The sequence below is a fragment of the Rhodococcus sp. NPDC059968 genome, assembly GCF_042738615.1.
Taxonomy (GTDB): Bacteria; Actinomycetota; Actinomycetes; order Mycobacteriales; family Mycobacteriaceae; genus Rhodococcus_F.
The window spans coordinates 23,399-37,755 of sequence record NZ_JBHWUE010000032.1 but is presented as its reverse complement, the minus strand read 5'-3'; the positions used below and the strand labels follow the sequence as shown (position 1 = coordinate 37,755).

17 protein-coding genes are annotated in these 14,357 nt (G+C 65.7%); 8 read left to right on the top strand and 9 right to left on the bottom strand.

The window, feature by feature from the left end; all coding sequences use genetic code 11:
* The first annotated feature begins 77 nt into the window (after positions 1 to 77).
* A complete protein-coding gene (locus ACFWAY_RS24325; protein ID WP_378512420.1) occupies positions 78 to 1,052 on the top strand; it encodes a nucleoside hydrolase in 975 nt (324 codons plus the stop codon).
* Positions 1,053 to 1,344: 292 nt separating this feature from the next.
* Here ACFWAY_RS24325 and ACFWAY_RS24320 read toward each other — a convergent pair whose 3' ends face one another.
* Both ACFWAY_RS24320 and ACFWAY_RS24315 read right to left on the bottom strand, forming a co-directional pair.
* Entirely contained in the window at positions 1,345 to 2,058 is a 714-nt protein-coding gene (locus ACFWAY_RS24320) for a DUF3105 domain-containing protein (protein ID WP_378512419.1), read from the bottom strand.
* Between the two features lie 102 nt (positions 2,059 to 2,160).
* Complete coding sequence (locus ACFWAY_RS24315) at positions 2,161 to 2,784, bottom strand: GntR family transcriptional regulator (RefSeq protein WP_378456858.1); 624 nt, start codon at positions 2,782 to 2,784, stop codon at positions 2,161 to 2,163.
* A gap of 348 nt (positions 2,785 to 3,132) precedes the next feature.
* Here ACFWAY_RS24315 and ACFWAY_RS24310 point away from each other — a divergent pair, with 348 nt between their 5' ends.
* Genes ACFWAY_RS24310 through ACFWAY_RS24290 form a run of 5 tightly spaced genes read left to right on the top strand, consistent with a single transcriptional unit; the run spans position 3,133 to position 7,521 of the window.
* Positions 3,133 to 3,873 (top strand): ABC transporter permease subunit, encoded by a 741-nt coding sequence (locus ACFWAY_RS24310; RefSeq protein ID WP_378456859.1) that lies wholly within the window; start codon positions 3,133 to 3,135, stop codon positions 3,871 to 3,873.
* Positions 3,873 to 4,610, top strand: coding sequence for an ABC transporter ATP-binding protein (locus tag ACFWAY_RS24305; RefSeq protein WP_378512418.1), 738 nt, complete (start codon positions 3,873 to 3,875; stop codon positions 4,608 to 4,610). Before ACFWAY_RS24310 ends, ACFWAY_RS24305 begins: the two co-directional genes overlap by 1 nt.
* 38 nt (positions 4,611 to 4,648) lie before the next feature.
* The gene (locus ACFWAY_RS24300; RefSeq protein ID WP_378512417.1) at positions 4,649 to 5,734 is read left to right on the top strand and encodes an NrtA/SsuA/CpmA family ABC transporter substrate-binding protein; all 1,086 of its coding nucleotides are present in this window, start codon (positions 4,649 to 4,651) and stop codon (positions 5,732 to 5,734) included.
* Between the two features lie 12 nt (positions 5,735 to 5,746).
* Complete coding sequence (locus tag ACFWAY_RS24295; RefSeq protein ID WP_378512416.1) at positions 5,747 to 7,111, top strand: LLM class flavin-dependent oxidoreductase; 1,365 nt, start codon at positions 5,747 to 5,749, stop codon at positions 7,109 to 7,111.
* Positions 7,108 to 7,521, top strand: coding sequence for an OsmC family protein (locus ACFWAY_RS24290; protein ID WP_378512415.1), 414 nt, complete (start codon positions 7,108 to 7,110; stop codon positions 7,519 to 7,521). Before ACFWAY_RS24295 ends, ACFWAY_RS24290 begins: the two co-directional genes overlap by 4 nt.
* Before the next feature lie 57 nt (positions 7,522 to 7,578).
* On the opposite strand, the gene ACFWAY_RS24285 is transcribed toward ACFWAY_RS24290, so the two are convergent.
* The 3 genes from ACFWAY_RS24285 to ACFWAY_RS24275 all read right to left on the bottom strand — a co-directional run bounded on the left by ACFWAY_RS24285 (position 7,579) and on the right by ACFWAY_RS24275 (position 8,451).
* Positions 7,579 to 7,830, bottom strand: coding sequence for a hypothetical protein (locus ACFWAY_RS24285; protein ID WP_378456864.1), 252 nt, complete (start codon positions 7,828 to 7,830; stop codon positions 7,579 to 7,581).
* A 5-nt stretch (positions 7,831 to 7,835) separates the two neighbouring features.
* Positions 7,836 to 8,030 (bottom strand): hypothetical protein, encoded by a 195-nt coding sequence (locus ACFWAY_RS24280; protein ID WP_378456865.1) that lies wholly within the window; start codon positions 8,028 to 8,030, stop codon positions 7,836 to 7,838.
* A gap of 94 nt (positions 8,031 to 8,124) precedes the next feature.
* A complete protein-coding gene (locus ACFWAY_RS24275; RefSeq protein WP_378456866.1) occupies positions 8,125 to 8,451 on the bottom strand; it encodes a hypothetical protein in 327 nt (108 codons plus the stop codon).
* Between the two features lie 215 nt (positions 8,452 to 8,666).
* Between ACFWAY_RS24275 and ACFWAY_RS24270 the strand changes: the two genes are divergently transcribed.
* Positions 8,667 to 9,377 carry a tyrosine-protein phosphatase gene (locus ACFWAY_RS24270; protein ID WP_378512414.1) on the top strand — a complete coding sequence of 237 codons (711 nt, stop codon included), beginning with the start codon at positions 8,667 to 8,669 and terminating at the stop codon, positions 9,375 to 9,377.
* On the opposite strand, the gene ACFWAY_RS24265 is transcribed toward ACFWAY_RS24270, so the two are convergent.
* Positions 9,367 to 9,828, bottom strand: coding sequence for a DUF1707 domain-containing protein (locus ACFWAY_RS24265; protein WP_378456868.1), 462 nt, complete (start codon positions 9,826 to 9,828; stop codon positions 9,367 to 9,369). The genes ACFWAY_RS24270 and ACFWAY_RS24265 overlap by 11 nt on opposite strands.
* Before the next feature lie 103 nt (positions 9,829 to 9,931).
* Here ACFWAY_RS24265 and ACFWAY_RS24260 point away from each other — a divergent pair, with 103 nt between their 5' ends.
* Entirely contained in the window at positions 9,932 to 10,459 is a 528-nt protein-coding gene (locus tag ACFWAY_RS24260; RefSeq protein WP_378512413.1) for a PadR family transcriptional regulator, read from the top strand.
* A 36-nt stretch (positions 10,460 to 10,495) separates the two neighbouring features.
* Here the strand turns inward: ACFWAY_RS24260 and ACFWAY_RS24255 are convergent, their stop codons facing one another.
* The 3 genes from ACFWAY_RS24255 to ACFWAY_RS24245 all read right to left on the bottom strand — a co-directional run bounded on the left by ACFWAY_RS24255 (position 10,496) and on the right by ACFWAY_RS24245 (position 14,252).
* The gene (locus ACFWAY_RS24255; protein WP_378512412.1) at positions 10,496 to 11,026 is read right to left on the bottom strand and encodes a hypothetical protein; all 531 of its coding nucleotides are present in this window, start codon (positions 11,024 to 11,026) and stop codon (positions 10,496 to 10,498) included.
* A 78-nt stretch (positions 11,027 to 11,104) separates the two neighbouring features.
* The gene (locus tag ACFWAY_RS24250; protein WP_378456871.1) at positions 11,105 to 12,205 is read right to left on the bottom strand and encodes a calcium:proton antiporter; all 1,101 of its coding nucleotides are present in this window, start codon (positions 12,203 to 12,205) and stop codon (positions 11,105 to 11,107) included.
* Positions 12,206 to 12,866: 661 nt separating this feature from the next.
* A complete protein-coding gene (locus tag ACFWAY_RS24245; RefSeq protein WP_378456872.1) occupies positions 12,867 to 14,252 on the bottom strand; it encodes a DUF2252 domain-containing protein in 1,386 nt (461 codons plus the stop codon).
* Between the last annotated feature and the right edge of the window lie 105 nt (positions 14,253 to 14,357).

Genomic DNA, 14,357 nt, shown 5'->3' with positions numbered 1-14,357 from the left:
GGCGCCGGGTCCAGTTACACTGCGCGCGTGAGTAATCGAGTCGATTCGATCTGGGATCACGGGGAACAGGGCCGGCAGTGACTGATCGCTACGTACTCGTCGACACCGACATCGGCGTCGACGACGCCCTTGCTCTGCTCACCGTTGCACACCACCCCGGAACCGAGATCGTCGGTGTCGGAACCGTATTCGGGAACTGCCCCGAACGGCAGGCCGCGCGGAACGCCCTCACCGTTCTGGCCGTCGCCGGCCTATGCGACGTTCCGGTGTGCATCGGACAACCACGTCCCGGCACGCCCCCTGCCACCCGCTCCCCGCACGGACTCGACGGACTCGGCGACCGCGGTTATCGGCCACCACCGGGCGTGGGTCCGGCGCCCGAGTCCGCCGTCGATCAATTGCTCCGCGTCGCCGAGGAGCGGCCCGGCGCGGTGGACCTGCTGTGCCTGGGTCAGCTCGCCAACATCGCCGCTGCCGTCACACGCGACCCACGGGTCCTGACCCGGTCCCGTTCGGTCACCATCATGGGCGGCATGGGACCCGCCTCCCGTAGAGACGTCGAGGCCGCAGCACAACCACAATTCCTCGGGAAAGGTGACACCAACGCCAACCACGATCCAGCCGCGGCCATGGTGGTCGCTGCAGCGCCTGGGAAGATTACGTGGGTGGGAATGAATGTCACCGGCCGACTCCGATTGGCCTGGGCCGATGTCGACGCTCGTTCCGCGGTGGGAAAGACTGCGACCTTCGTCCGCGACATCACCGAGGACTATCATCGGTACTGCACCAGCACATACCGCGCCGAGGACCCGATCTACACCGCGCACGATTCCGTCGCGGCCGCCGTGATGCTCGACCCCGCGGTCGTGCTGACCGCCACCGACGCCCAACCTCGGGTGCATCACGAGGACGGCCGGGCCGCCGTGTGGGGCGTCAATCCAGTACGGGGGCCGGCACATCGATTCGTGACCGACCTCGATTACCGTTCGGTCGGAGCGCGGATCACCGCCACACTCGAAGCAGATTCTCCCGGATCGGTCTCGACCGGCTAGCAGCGCCGATACGTCACCTGCCGGTGTTCGACACGGCGTCGACGGACCTCATACGACGGCGTCGAGCAGATGCAGTTCCTCCGCCACGATCAGATCGACCTCTTCACTGGTCAGACCGGACAACAGATGTGCCGTCAACATCGCTCTCACCTCCTCATGTGCTCCTACTTATTCGTCGAATCGGCGATCGCGATATCGACAAAACCGGGCACATTTTCGGGAGGTAAATTTCGGCGTCGACCGCAGGATCCCGAGATCGTCCGAAGTGATGTGGCAACGTCCGCCGACGCGACTACTTGCCGTCGACCGGAACTGCATCCGCACCCGGTGCGGAGGGATCGAACGGTGGCGGGTCGGCTGGATCGAATCCACCTCGCACCGTCGAGCAGGTTGCCCCCGGTTCCGGGTAGGTGTTCGGGTTCTGACGTAACGCCGTGAGGAAGTCGGAGATCCGGGGATCGGTTACGTCGTCGAGTTTCAGTTGGTGACCCCACGACTGAAGGGACACCGCCGAATCGAGACCGGGGTACGGCGACATCAGGGTGTACGGTTCGCCGTCGACCTTCGCTGCCAATGTCGAGACCTCGTCGGCGCTCAGTCGGTCCGGGTCGTAGGTCACCCACACGGCGCCGTGCTCGAGAGAGTGCACGGCGTTCTCGCTGCGGATCGCTTCGGGATAGACAATTCCCGTGCACGTAGCCCAGTACTGGTCGTGTGCACCGCCGAACGGGGGAGTCTGGTCGTACGCCACCCGCTGCGGTGCCTGCACATGGGCGGCGGGCGGATAGTCGATGGTGACGATCCCTTCGATTCCCAGTGACGGGTCCGGATTGTCCGCGCTCGGCGAGAAGTCGCGGCCGTCGTCAGTTCCGGAGGTCAGCGCGTAGGCAACGACGGCGACCGCTCCCACGACGACCACGACAGCGGCGAGCAGCAGCCAGGGGAGGCGCCGCATTCCGCCCGGTGACGGTCGAGAGTTCGGGCCTTCGCCGCGGTCGTTCGTCATAGCCGATCCTTCGTCTCACCGGGGGCCTGACCGCGCATCCCCATCTACGAAGCATGGTAGTAGACGGTGGAACAGCGCCCGGCTGGACTACGGTGCGGCGATCTACCGTCTGGCCATCGCTGCGATTCGCAGATCGCGGGTACGAGCCTGGTGCGCGATCATCAGGATCCGCGCCTTTTCGGCGTCGCCGCTCTGCACGGCGGTCAGGATCTCGCGGTGTTCCGTTTCGATCTGCTGCAGATTGGAGGAGGCCTGGGCTTCCTCCGCGTCGTAGACCCGCAACTGGGCGTCGAGTCGGTCCATCAGCTGTGCGATGGTCTGATTGTGAGCGGCGCTGCGAAGCGCGCTGTGCCACTCGTTGTGTAGCGCCAGGCTTGTCGAGGGATCGGGTGATTCGATCGCCTGCTCGAACAACCGGCTCAACCGCGCCAGGTCCAGTTCGGTGTGGCGGGTCGCGGCGGAGTAGGCGATCGCGGACTCGAGTGCGATTCGTGCCTCGCAGATCTCGAGCACCTCCTCGGGAGTTCGCTCGCGCACCCGGTACCCACGCGGCGCCTGGACCACCAGGCCCTCGTTTTCGAGTCGCTGCAACGCTTCCCGTACCGGTGTACGGGACAGTCCCAGTTCCGCACCGATGGTCGCCGGTATCAACATCGTCCCGGGCCGGTCGGCGCCGCCGGTGATCCGCTCACGCAGCTGTTTGTACGCCGATGATTCTCTCTCCACCGAGTTCCCCTGTCCGGGCACGAACGCCATGCCACGGAGCAAGCGTTACCAGAGGCGAGTAACCGAAGTAAAGGGTTTGAATCCATGTGTATACAGATGCAGACAGAGATGTGCAGTCGTTCGTAGGCTCCTCCGCGTCAGCACAAGGAGAAGCCATGAATACCCACTCAGCACGGCAAGTCCGTAGCAGAGAATCAGCACCCGTCGGATCGGACGTCGTCGGGAATGTCTGAGACGCAACTTGCCGCACCGCGCCCGACCCGGGCCGAGCCGACGGGGGAGGATCGCCGTCGGCCGCGACGCGCCGCCACGCGCCGCCGACTTCAACCGTCGGTGTTACTGCCATGGGTGGTGCCCATCCTCGTGATCCTCGGCTGGCAGTGGGCGTCCTCGACCGGGGCGATCTCGCCCTCCATCCTGCCTCCGCCCAGCAAGGTCCTGGCCACGGCAGAGCAGTTGTGGACCGCCGGAGAGCTGCAGAGACACCTCACGGTCAGCGTGCGCCGAATTCTGATCGGGTTCACCCTCGGAGCCTCGATCGGACTCGTGCTCGGCTTCGTAGTCGGGCTCTCGCGAATCGCCGAGGGACTCGTGGATCGCACCCTGCAGATGTTGCGCGCGCTCCCACACCTCGCCCTGGTCCCGCTGCTGATCGCGGCGTTCGGTATCGGTGAACTCCCGAAGGTCGTGCTCGTCACGCTGGGTGTGATCTTTCCGGTGTACCTCAACACGGTCGCGGGAATCCGCACCGTCGATCCGAAACTCGTTCAGCTCGGCGAGTCCTACGGGCTGGGTCGAGGCGCCCGAATTCGGGACATCATCGTTCCCGGAGCCATGCCGATGATTCTGACCGGCATCCGCTATGCACTCGGCGTCGCCTGGTTGACGCTGGTGATCGCCGAGACGATTGCCACCAGTGAGGGCATCGGATTCCTCGCTCAGAACGGCCGGGACATGCTGCGCAACGACCGCATCGTTCTCGCGATCCTGCTGTACGCCGTCGCCGGACTGCTCGCCGACCAGATCACCCGGCTGATCGAGGCCCGTGTCCTGCGCTGGAATCCCCACTACCAGGGAGGAAATCGCTGATGCCTGCCACCAACCTCGTCGGCCTCGATCTGGTCGGCATCGGCCACCGATACCGTGACACGACTGTTCTCCACGATATCGACCTGACCGTCGAGCCCGGTGAGTTCGTCTCGTTCCTCGGCCCCAGTGGGGTCGGCAAGTCCACGCTTCTGAGGATCGTCGCCGGGCTCGAACAACCGACGCACGGTGTCGTCGAATCCACCGGCGGCACGTCGGGCGGCACGATGTCGCGGATGATGTTCCAGGAGGACCGTCTGCTTCCATGGCGGAACGTCCTGGACAACGTGCAGCTCGGAACTCGGCACCAACGCGAACGCGCCCTCGAGCTGCTGAACGACGTAGGTCTGTCGGGGCGTGAGAAAGACTGGCCGTCAGAGCTTTCCGGAGGGCAGCGTCAACGGGTGGCGCTGGCCCGGGCGTTGCTGCATCGGCCTCACGTCCTCTTGCTCGACGAGCCGTTCGGTGCCCTGGACGCGATCACCCGCGTGGCGATGCAGCAACTTCTCGAACGCGTCCTCGCCGAGCAGCCGAGGACGGTACTGCTCGTGACCCACGACGTGGAAGAGGCACTGGTGCTCTCCGACCGCGTTCTGCTCTTGACCGAACAGGGCATCACCCGCGATCTGAGGATCCCGCACGCCCGACCACGACACCGCGGAGACGCCCAACTCGCGGCCTGGAAGGAGGAGCTGCTCGACGGACTCCTCCAGGCAGACAACGCACTCTCGTATCCCTAGTCCACTTCTGTGGTTTTCTCGGAAAGGCCCTCACTCTCATGTCACCCCGCGTCACTTCACAACTCCGCGCCCTCGATCGGCGGGGATTCCTCAGGGCCGCCGGCGCCGGAGTCCTGGGCCTCTCCGCCCTCTCGCTGACCGGCTGCGCTGCGTCGGCATCCGGCGCAGCGGACGGCCCGCTGACCGAGGTGCGATACGCATTGATCGGCGACGGGAAGGCCGAGCCCGGCACGATCCTGCGCAACAACCTGGGCGGATTCGACCTCGCCAAGGATCTGGGGGTTCCCGTCCAGTGGCCGTCAGGTTTCCCGGCGTCGCTCCCGGTGATGGAGGCCGTCAAATCGGGAAGTGTCGACTTCTCCTTCGCCACCGCCACCGCGGTGATCTACGCCATCGGCGGCGGTGTGCCGATCGTTCCGCTGGTTGCCTATCCACTTCCCGCCAACGAGGTCGACATCCTGGTTCCGCAGGGATCGGACATCAAGTCGGGTGCAGATCTGCGAGGGCGCAAAGTCGCGGATCATCGCGGCACCACCGGCACGTACAGCTTGGTGAAGTATCTGGAATCGGTCGGTCTCACACTCGACGACATCGAGTACGTCAATCTTCCTGCCGCAGATGCGGAGGCCGCCTTCGCGGAGGGCAAGGTCGATGCGTGGATCAGCTGGCAGCCCACCATCGAGTTGGCCAAGCGGAAACACAATGCGGTCGCGCTTCCCGACGTGAAGACGTACGACTACGCCTTCTTCGTCGCGAGTGAGGACTTCGCATTCAACCACCCGGATGCCGCGGCCACACTGGTCCGGAACGTGCGCGATGCGCAGCGCTGGATAGACGGCAACCCGGAGGTCGCGATCTCCGCGTTCGCCGAACTGGGTGGATTCGGGAACAGCGATCTCGAGGAGCAGGTGTATCTCGACCTGGTGAAGGCGAGACGTTTGTCCTATTCCGGTGCAGGTGAATTCGCTGCGCTCGATGCGGCGGCGATCAGCGGAACCCAGGACCTCGCCGACAACTTCCACGATCTCGGTGTGTACCCGGACCGGGTCGACGTGACAACGTGGTTGCAGGATTCGCGTTTCGACTCGATCAAGTCAGTCATCACTCAAGCGCTCGCGAAGTAGGTATCACCGCACATGTCTCCCTCTCGTATGCATCTGGCCGCCTTCGTGACCGCGGGCCCGGGTCGGCCCGGCGGCTGGCGATACCCGGCATCGGTTCCCGGCTGGCTCAGCGCCGGCTACTACCAGAACATCGCTCGCACCCTCGAAGACGCTCGTTTCGATCTCGCGTTCTTCGCGGACATCCTCTCGGTGCCCGACCGCTTCGGCGGCAGCCCGGATTCCCAGCTACGCAACGGTGCACTCGGTTCGATGCGACTCGACCCACTTCACGTGCTGTCGTCGATGGGTGCGGTCACGTCGCACCTCGGCCTCGCCGCCACGGTCTCCACCACGTACGCGCAACCGTTCACCGTCGCGCGGTCCTTCGCCACCCTGGACCACCTGACCGAGGGACGTGCGGCCTGGAATGTGGTGACCTCGTTCCAGGAGTCGGAAGCGCGAAACTTCAACCGGGACGAACAGTTCCCCCGTGAACAGCGCTATGAGCGGGCCGACGAGTTCCTCGAGGTCGCGGGAAAGCTCTGGGACAGCTGGGAGGACGACGCCCTCGTCCTCGACACCGAACAGCCGTTGTTCGCCGATCCGGATCGAGTGCACCCGATCCGTCACAAGGGTGACTGGTTCACCGTGCAGGGCCCGCTCAACGTCCCCCGGCCCCCGCAGGGCTACCCCGTGGTGATCCAGGCCGGCGCGTCCGCCAAGGGCAAGGACTTCGCGGCACGGTGGTCCGACGTGATCTTCTGCAGCCATGCGTCCCTCGAATCGGCGCAGGACTTCTACAAGGAGATCAAGGAACGGGCCGCCGCTCACGGCCGAGACCCCGAGGCTGTGAAGATCCTTCCGTCCATCGCGCCCGTCGTCGGGGCCACGACGGCGATCGCGCAGCAGACATTCGAAGAGCTCTTCGATCTCGTACCGCCCCTCGGTGGACTGTCCACACTCGCGTACCACTTGGACGTGGACCTGTCGACGTTCCCACTCGACGAGCGGCTCCCCGATGTCGAGGTTCCCGGCGTCGAAGGCCATTACCAGGAGGTCAGGGAGATGACCGAGCGGGAGGGGCTGACTCTGCGCGAGCTCGGGAAGCGCTACGGCGGTCGCGTCGAAGGTGGATTCATCGGCACTGCAACAGAAGTCGCCGACGGGCTGGAGGAATGGTTCGGGCAGGGGGCCTGCGACGGGTTCATGGTGCAGGCGCCGTACCAGCCGGGCGGATTCGAGGACTTCACCCGTCACGTGGTTCCCGAGTTGCAGAAGCGAGGACTGTTCCGCAAGGAATACGAGGGGAGCACCCTGCGCGAGAACCTCGGGCTGCCGCGAGTGCAGAGCGGGGAGTGGGCCAACCGGGTGCGTCGAGCCGCCGGGGCCGCGCTGTGAGTTCCGACGTGGCGGAAGTGTCCGGGCACACGGTATCCGGGGCGCCGGGACGATTCATCCTCGATGCCCGCGAGAACCACCTCGTCTCGGATTCGAGGTTCGGCCCGGCCGAGGCCATCCAGGCCGGCGAACTGCTCCTGGCAGCGATCGTTTCGTGCGCGATGGCGAACATTCAGTCCAACGCCGAGGCCGACGACATCCGCGTGACCCACATCGAGGTGCACGCTTCACATCGACGGGGTACGGCCGACCCGACTCGCTACGATTTCACGGACGTGCGCATCGAAGTGCACGGCGTGGACCAGCCGACGGCCGACTCACTGGCCGCGAAGTTCGCGGCGTCCTGCCCGATCTACAACACCATCAGGCGGGGAAGCGGAATCGAGTTGACCACCACAGCCCACTCGTAACGGAGCGATTCGATCGGACCGGGGTGCGCCTTACAACGCTCGCGTGGCGCAGGAGGGTCAGAGTGACGGGCGCGTGCGGGAGATCGCGGTGTCGATCACCGCGAAGAGGTCGTGCTGTGGAACCGTGTCGCCCGCGCCGGCCGTCTGGGCTGCCTCGATCAGATCATCGGTGAGGCTGTCGAACAGCAGCGCCGTGCGGGGGTCGGTCCGCTGGCCGGGACTGTCGAAGGCCCGCAGCGCATCGACCGCGTCGCGGTACCGGCCGAGCCCTTCGGGCGCCGCGCTCACCTGCATCGCGTGCACGTTCATCGCGCTCAGCTCCGAACCATGCTGTTGGACAGCCGGGCTTCGTTCAATGCTCGACTGGCGGGATCGCAGCGGTACTGACCGGTAGTGGTGTGCCGGTAGCCCGGGCCATCCTTGGCGACGGCGTGCCCGCAGTAGCGGCATTCGTGACCGGACTGCCCGATGCGGATGGTTTCGAGGGTGGGATACGTGTTGGTACTCATTGTTCTCGTTCGTCGGTGTGGTCGGTGGTGTCTGTGAAGGTGGGGTCGAACGGTTGGGGTGGGCTTCGGGGTACCACTGCCGTCGGCGGCCGCGTCATGCGTATTCGACGAGGGGCTCGGCCGAACCGGCATGGGCGCGTTCCAGTGCCTCCCAGACGAGGCCGTAGCGCTTGAGGGTCATCTCGTCCGCGTTCGCGAGCAGGGCGTTCAGGAGGGAATGCGGGTCGTCCTGCCAGGAGTGCAGCGCGGCCGCGACGGTTCTGTTGGTGAACAGACCCGATTGGGCAAGGGCGTAACTCCACTCGTCGAACAGACCGCTGTGGATGCGTTCGACAGCGTCGTGGTCGAATCCCTCGGCGACGAAATCACGCGCGAAGGTGGCCGTGACGTAGTCACCGCAGGTAATCGGTTCTGCATTCATTGGTGCGAGCACCCTCCGTCAGTGGCGGCGTCGGACCAACGGGCGACCCCGGTTCGTGAGTATGAGACAGGTCACATCGTCGCCCACTACGTCGGGATGGCGCATCGGCCGAATCACCGGGGGTATACCTATCTTCTGGTCCTGGCAGCCGTCGTCGGGTGGGGACACGGACCGTTCGGCCTGGTCACAGGCTTTTACCTCGGAAGGAAGCTCCTATGACCGTCACCGACCTCGAGGTCCTCCCCAACCTGCGCGACCTCGGCGGGCTTCCCCTCGCCGAGGGGCGCCGGACCCGTGCCAGGGTGCTGTACCGCAGCGCTCTGCCGGCGCCGGGCGACGCCCGACCCACCGCGGTCGATGAGTGGCCGGCCCGCACCGTCGTCGACCTGCGCAGTCCCCGGGAGTTCGCGACCCGGGTGCATCCGTTGCAATCGGAGAAAACCGCCGTGCACCAGATCTCGCTGCTGTCCGATGCCGAGGTCGCCGCGCCGAACCAGGGTGCCCGACTCGCTGACGTCTACCTCGGGATTCTGACCAACGCGGGGGATCGGCTCGTAGACGTCCTGCGGGTGGCGGCCACCGCCCCCGGCCCGGTGCTGCTGCACTGCGCGGCAGGCAAGGACCGCACGGGGGTCGCAGTGGCATTGCTGCTGCGCACGGCCGGAGTCGAGCCCGATGACATCGTTGCCGACTACGAATCGACCAACCAGCACATGGACGCTGTCGTTGCCCGCATTACCCGCTTCGCTCCCGAACTCGGCCAGGCGCATCCCAACGACCGCGATCTCCGGGGTGCGGTCCCCGAGGCCATCGAGGGTGTCCTGGCCCGCTGGGACACCCACCCGGGCGGCATGCACGCGTGGCTGCGGGCGCACGGTGCCACCGACGAGACGATCCGACTCTGGATCGCGCGTTTCACCGGGTGACCAGCAGAGCGCCGGTGATCTTGCTGCACCCACCCTCGCGGCCGAGCAGTGTCCTGCCCAGCAGCACCAACCCCCACGGGCCGATCACCCAGATCGGCCAGGGGTAGATCATCACGCCGGTTGCGAGCGAGACGATGCCCCAGATCGCGATGTTGAGTCCTCCGGCGGCGAGCCAGGCGAGCCACTCGATCCGCTGGTGACCCGGGATGCGACGCCGCGCGGGGCGGGCCACCGGTGCCCCGGCCCGCGCGGTGGCAACGGCCGGGGGTGCCGACGGAAGATCACCCAACACCTGATGCGCCTGCTGTTGGGTGGTCGACTGATACACCTGTGCCACCCTCTGGTCGAACTCGCCGATGGTCAGTCGCCCTGCGGTGAGGTGCCGCCCGAGTTCACCGACGATCTGCTCGCGTTCGGAATCGGATATCCGGATGTTGTCCGCGTACTGCATCGGACCCTCCTCAGCAATGACATTCCACTGTGGAATGTCGCTCCTACCATGATCGATATGCCACAGTGGAATGTCAACCCCCGACTGCGCGAAGGACCGTGCCATGCCCGAACGCCCCCTCAACGCCACTGCGGCATCGCTCCTCGGGTTCCTGCACGAGGGAACCAAAACCGGATGGGACCTGGTGGTGACCGCGCAGGAACGCATCGGCAAATTCTGGTCGATCACGACCAGCCAGGTGTATCGGGAGCTCGCCGCAATGGAACGCTCCGGGTTGATCGAGGCGGGGGAACGGGGCGCCCGCGAGCGCAAGCCCTACACGCTCACCGACGACGGTCGCCGGGCGTTCGCGGAGTGGATCGAGCGCGACCCCGGCCCGGAGAACATCCGTTATCCGATGCTGCTCACCGTCGCGTTCGGCGCGCACCTTCCGCCCGAGCACTTGGCCGCGATGCTGGACGCGCACCGCGCAGCGCACGAAAGTCAGCTCGCCGAGTACGAGCGTGACGCCGCGGTGCACGGTTCCAACCGATTCGCGCTGGCCACGCTCGACTTCGGGATCGTGTACGAACGTGCGGTACTCGAATGGTTCGATCGCGTCGGAAACCGTCTGGGGCAGGGAAGTCGCTGACGGCCCCGCTGCTCGCCAGGTGCGGATTTCGGAGAGTCAGCCGATCACGCCGTCTTCGGCGACGACAGACGTCGGCAGGTCCACCCGTTGCGGAGTGCCGACTTCATCGCAGATCACGGTGACGAACGCCGGAAACACTATTCGCCACGAGCCGCCGACGGGAGACAACGCGCTCGCGGCGAAATCGGCCCACTCCTTTGGCAGCAATGTCGCTGGTTCTTCCTGCAGCCATTGCGGCGTGGGAATCCGGCGGTTCTTCTCCTCGGCGGGGTCGACGACGAACCGCACGTCGGTGGCGGTACCGGTTCCGATGTTGCGGAGCCGGAATCGGTCGACGGGTCCGCGGATGCGCTGGACTTCGAACTCGACGTGTTGCGGGTGTGGGAATGCACGCTCTGCGGCTTCGGCGATCCGGGTCAACGCGGTGACCTGCTCGAGCGCGGCGTCCAGCGCAGTCTCGGCCTCGCGCCTGGCCTGATCGGCGAGGGTTGCCTTCCGCCACGCTGCGGCAGTGGTGGCACCGAACAGCACCGCAGCCGCCGCGCCGACCCACGATGCGGTTCTCATGCGCGGAAACTTACCCGACCGCATATCGGGGAGGCTCGCTGGTGATGTCTCCGCGAGCGGTGAGGCGCCGGTCGATGGTCAGGGGTTGACGGAGAGGAACACGTAGGCCGCCAGCAGTACCAGGTGGACGCCGCCTTGGAGGCGGGTGGCACGGCCGGGGACAACCGTCAGCATGCCCACCACCACGGTGATGGCGAGCAGCACGACCTGGGTGGGACCGAGGCCGAGCAGGAGTGGGCCGTCCAGCCAGATCGACGCGACGGCAATGGCCGGGATGGTCAATCCGATGCTGGCCATCGCCGATCCCAGGGCCAGATTCAAGCTGATCTGGATCCGGTTTCTCTGCGCCGCCCGCACCGCGGCGAGGGTTTCCGGCAGAAGCACGAGCAACGCGATGACCACACCGACGATGGATTGTGGCAATCCGGCATCCTCGACCGCGTCCTCGATCGCGGGGGACTCGACCTTCGCCAATCCCACGACTGCGCACAGCGCCAGCACCAGCAGGGCGAGGCTCATACCCGCCATCCTGCTCGTCGGGGGTGCGGCGTTCTGGCCATCGGCGTACACAGGTTCGTCGGCGATGACGGGCAGGAAGAAATGCCGATGCGGTCCGGTCTGGGTGAGGACGAACATCCCGTACAGAACCAGCGAGGCCACCGCCGCGAATATCAATTGAGCCGAGGAGAATTCAGGGCCTGGCCGGCTCGTCGTGAAGGTCGGCAGCACCAGGCTCAAGGTGGCCAGTGACGCCACCGTCGCCAGTGCCGCGCCCGTACCCTCCGCATTGAACAGCGCGAGTCCGTATCTTCGTGAGCCGACGAACAGCGACAACCCCATGATTCCGTTGACGGTGAGCATCACCGCCGCGAATACCGTGTCGCGCGCAAGCGAGGCCGTCGTCGGGCCACCCGAGATCATCAACGTCACGATCAATCCGACCTCGATGACGGTGACGGCGACAGCGAGAATCAGCGATCCGAACGGCTCGCCAACCCTGTGTGCAACCACCTCGGCGTGATGAACAGCTGCCAGCACTGCCCCAACCAGCACCACCGCCACGACGAGCACCAGAACGGTGCCGATGTCTCGGCCCCAGGTGACGCCCAACACCGCAACGGAGACCGGTGGTACCACCAGCGGCCACTCCGCAGTGACCGACCGCCACCCGAACGCCATGATTAGACCTTGCCAGCTCTATCCGCTCGGGTGGACCGCAATGCGGAACCCGCATCACCCATCCGCGGCGGTCCAGCGGTTATGTCCGGGCCGCCTGGGTTCGGGTGAGTGCAGCCTGCGTCGCAGCCTCGACTGTCATCACGATGAAATCGCGTCGGCGAGTCCCGGTCGCGACCACGCGGAAGTGGTGTCGAAAACAGCCGGTCTGCGGTCTGCATAGCTACCCGTCCGTCGACGAGCGTGATCACTGTGATGAGGAGTTCCTCGGCGTCGATCTCGGAAAGTTCGGAGACCGCGTCACGTGCGCCGGCGACTATCGCCTGAGTGTGCTTATGTCGCGACGCTTCCGCCAGGTGCCTCGAGCTCGAGTCCCTCCCAGAAATTGACGCGGTCGGCGCCGGAACAGTAATTCGCGGTGCAGCCCTCGAGTGGCTCGAGCACGTGCCGCAGATTCATGTCAGAGGAGCGAGGTACCTTCTCGTTGCGACGAAAGAGGTCGCCACTCACACTCACGAATCCGAGGCATTCCGGCTCGGGTGGATACGAGGTGCATCCGCGCCTCGTATCTCGAGAGAGTGGCGACCTTTCTCGGCCCGCCACCCTCTCGCTACTCGTGATTCTCATGGTCTGCATGAGGGCATTCAGCCGTGCCGGATCAGGATCAGGCCGGCTCGGCAGCGATCCGCCCCGATTTCACCGCGGCGACCAGGGTTGCGTGATCGGCTTCGGTTTGATCGGCGTAGCCGACGGCGTACCGTCCGATCACCTCGTCCAGTTCCGTGTCGTTGGCGAAGTAGCCGGCGAGCACCCGTGGATCGAGCGAGCGGGTGTGTGCACGGGCGAGCAGGGCGCCGGCGAGCCGGCCGTAGTCGTCGAGATGGTCTTGCTCCAGACCGGTTGGATCGATGTCCCCTTTGAGGTTTCGGAACTGCCGCACGATGTACGGGAGGCCGTCGACGGTCGTCCAGCCCAGCAGAATGTCCGATTCCGCCTGCACCAACCGGGCGCCGTGCACTATCCGCTTGCCCTCGTGTTTCGGCTCGTCGACCGGTAGATACGCCGACAGTGCGGACGGCCGGGCCTGTTTCAGTTGAAGGACGAGCACCTCGTCCCCATTACCGTGCAGCAGGGCGATGTAACTGCGCAGACCCACGCTGCCGGTTCCGACGATCCGGAACGCGACGTCGGACACGGCGAATCGGGTGATCAGATTCCGGCGAGACTCGCGCAGCGAGTCGACATACAGTTCCAGACCATCGGTCACGGCATCGGCCGTTGCGTGGTCGACGTGGGTGAGGACCGGAGGATCATCGATGAATCGCCGTCGGCGGATCCCGGTCTCGTGATCTTCGAGGTGGGCGGTCCACTTCGCCGCCACCTTCTCGCTGGTATTGCGTCGCGCCTTGTGCGCGGCCTTGTCGAAGTCGTCGAGCAGAGCGTCGGCCTTTGCCCGCTCGAGCACCGACTTGTCCGGTAGTGCATTCCAGGACTGAAGAAATGGCAGTTCGGCGAGATCGCGGATGGTGCGCCGATACGATTTGACGGCGTCTTCGGCGGCCTCGATGCAGCCGTTCTCGGACACATCGCCTTCGCGTCCGGCGAGGACCAGGCTTGCGGCGAGGCGTTTGAGATCCCATTCCCACGGACCTGGGAGGGTCTCGTCGAAATCGTTGATGTCCATGACGATTTGACCGTCCGGTGTCCCGTACAGGCCGAAGTTGGCCGCATGAGCGTCACCGCACAGCTGTGCTGTCAATCCGGTAACCGGAGAGGCGGCGAGGTCGGCTGCCATCAGGCCGGCGGCGCCGCGGAAGAAGGCGAACGGGGAGGCGATCATCCGCCCGATTCGCAGCGGGATCAGATTCGCGAGCCTTCCCTCGTTGCCGGCCTCGACGAATTCGAGCACATCTGGCCGTCCTGCGCCGACCGCGGCGCTCTCGTGCGCACTGGACGGCACGGTGGCCTGCAATGCGTCGCCACGCGCGAAGACGTCGTCCGCCTCGATCTGAGTTCGCAGGTCGACGGCTCGGGCTCGATTCTTCGTCACCTCGGCGACACTATCCCAGGCCCTGTCACCGTGTACCTCGTCAGCGTTCGCTCGTGCTGCCGTATCGCCAGGACAGGGCGCCGCCTTCGCCACACGACATTGTGG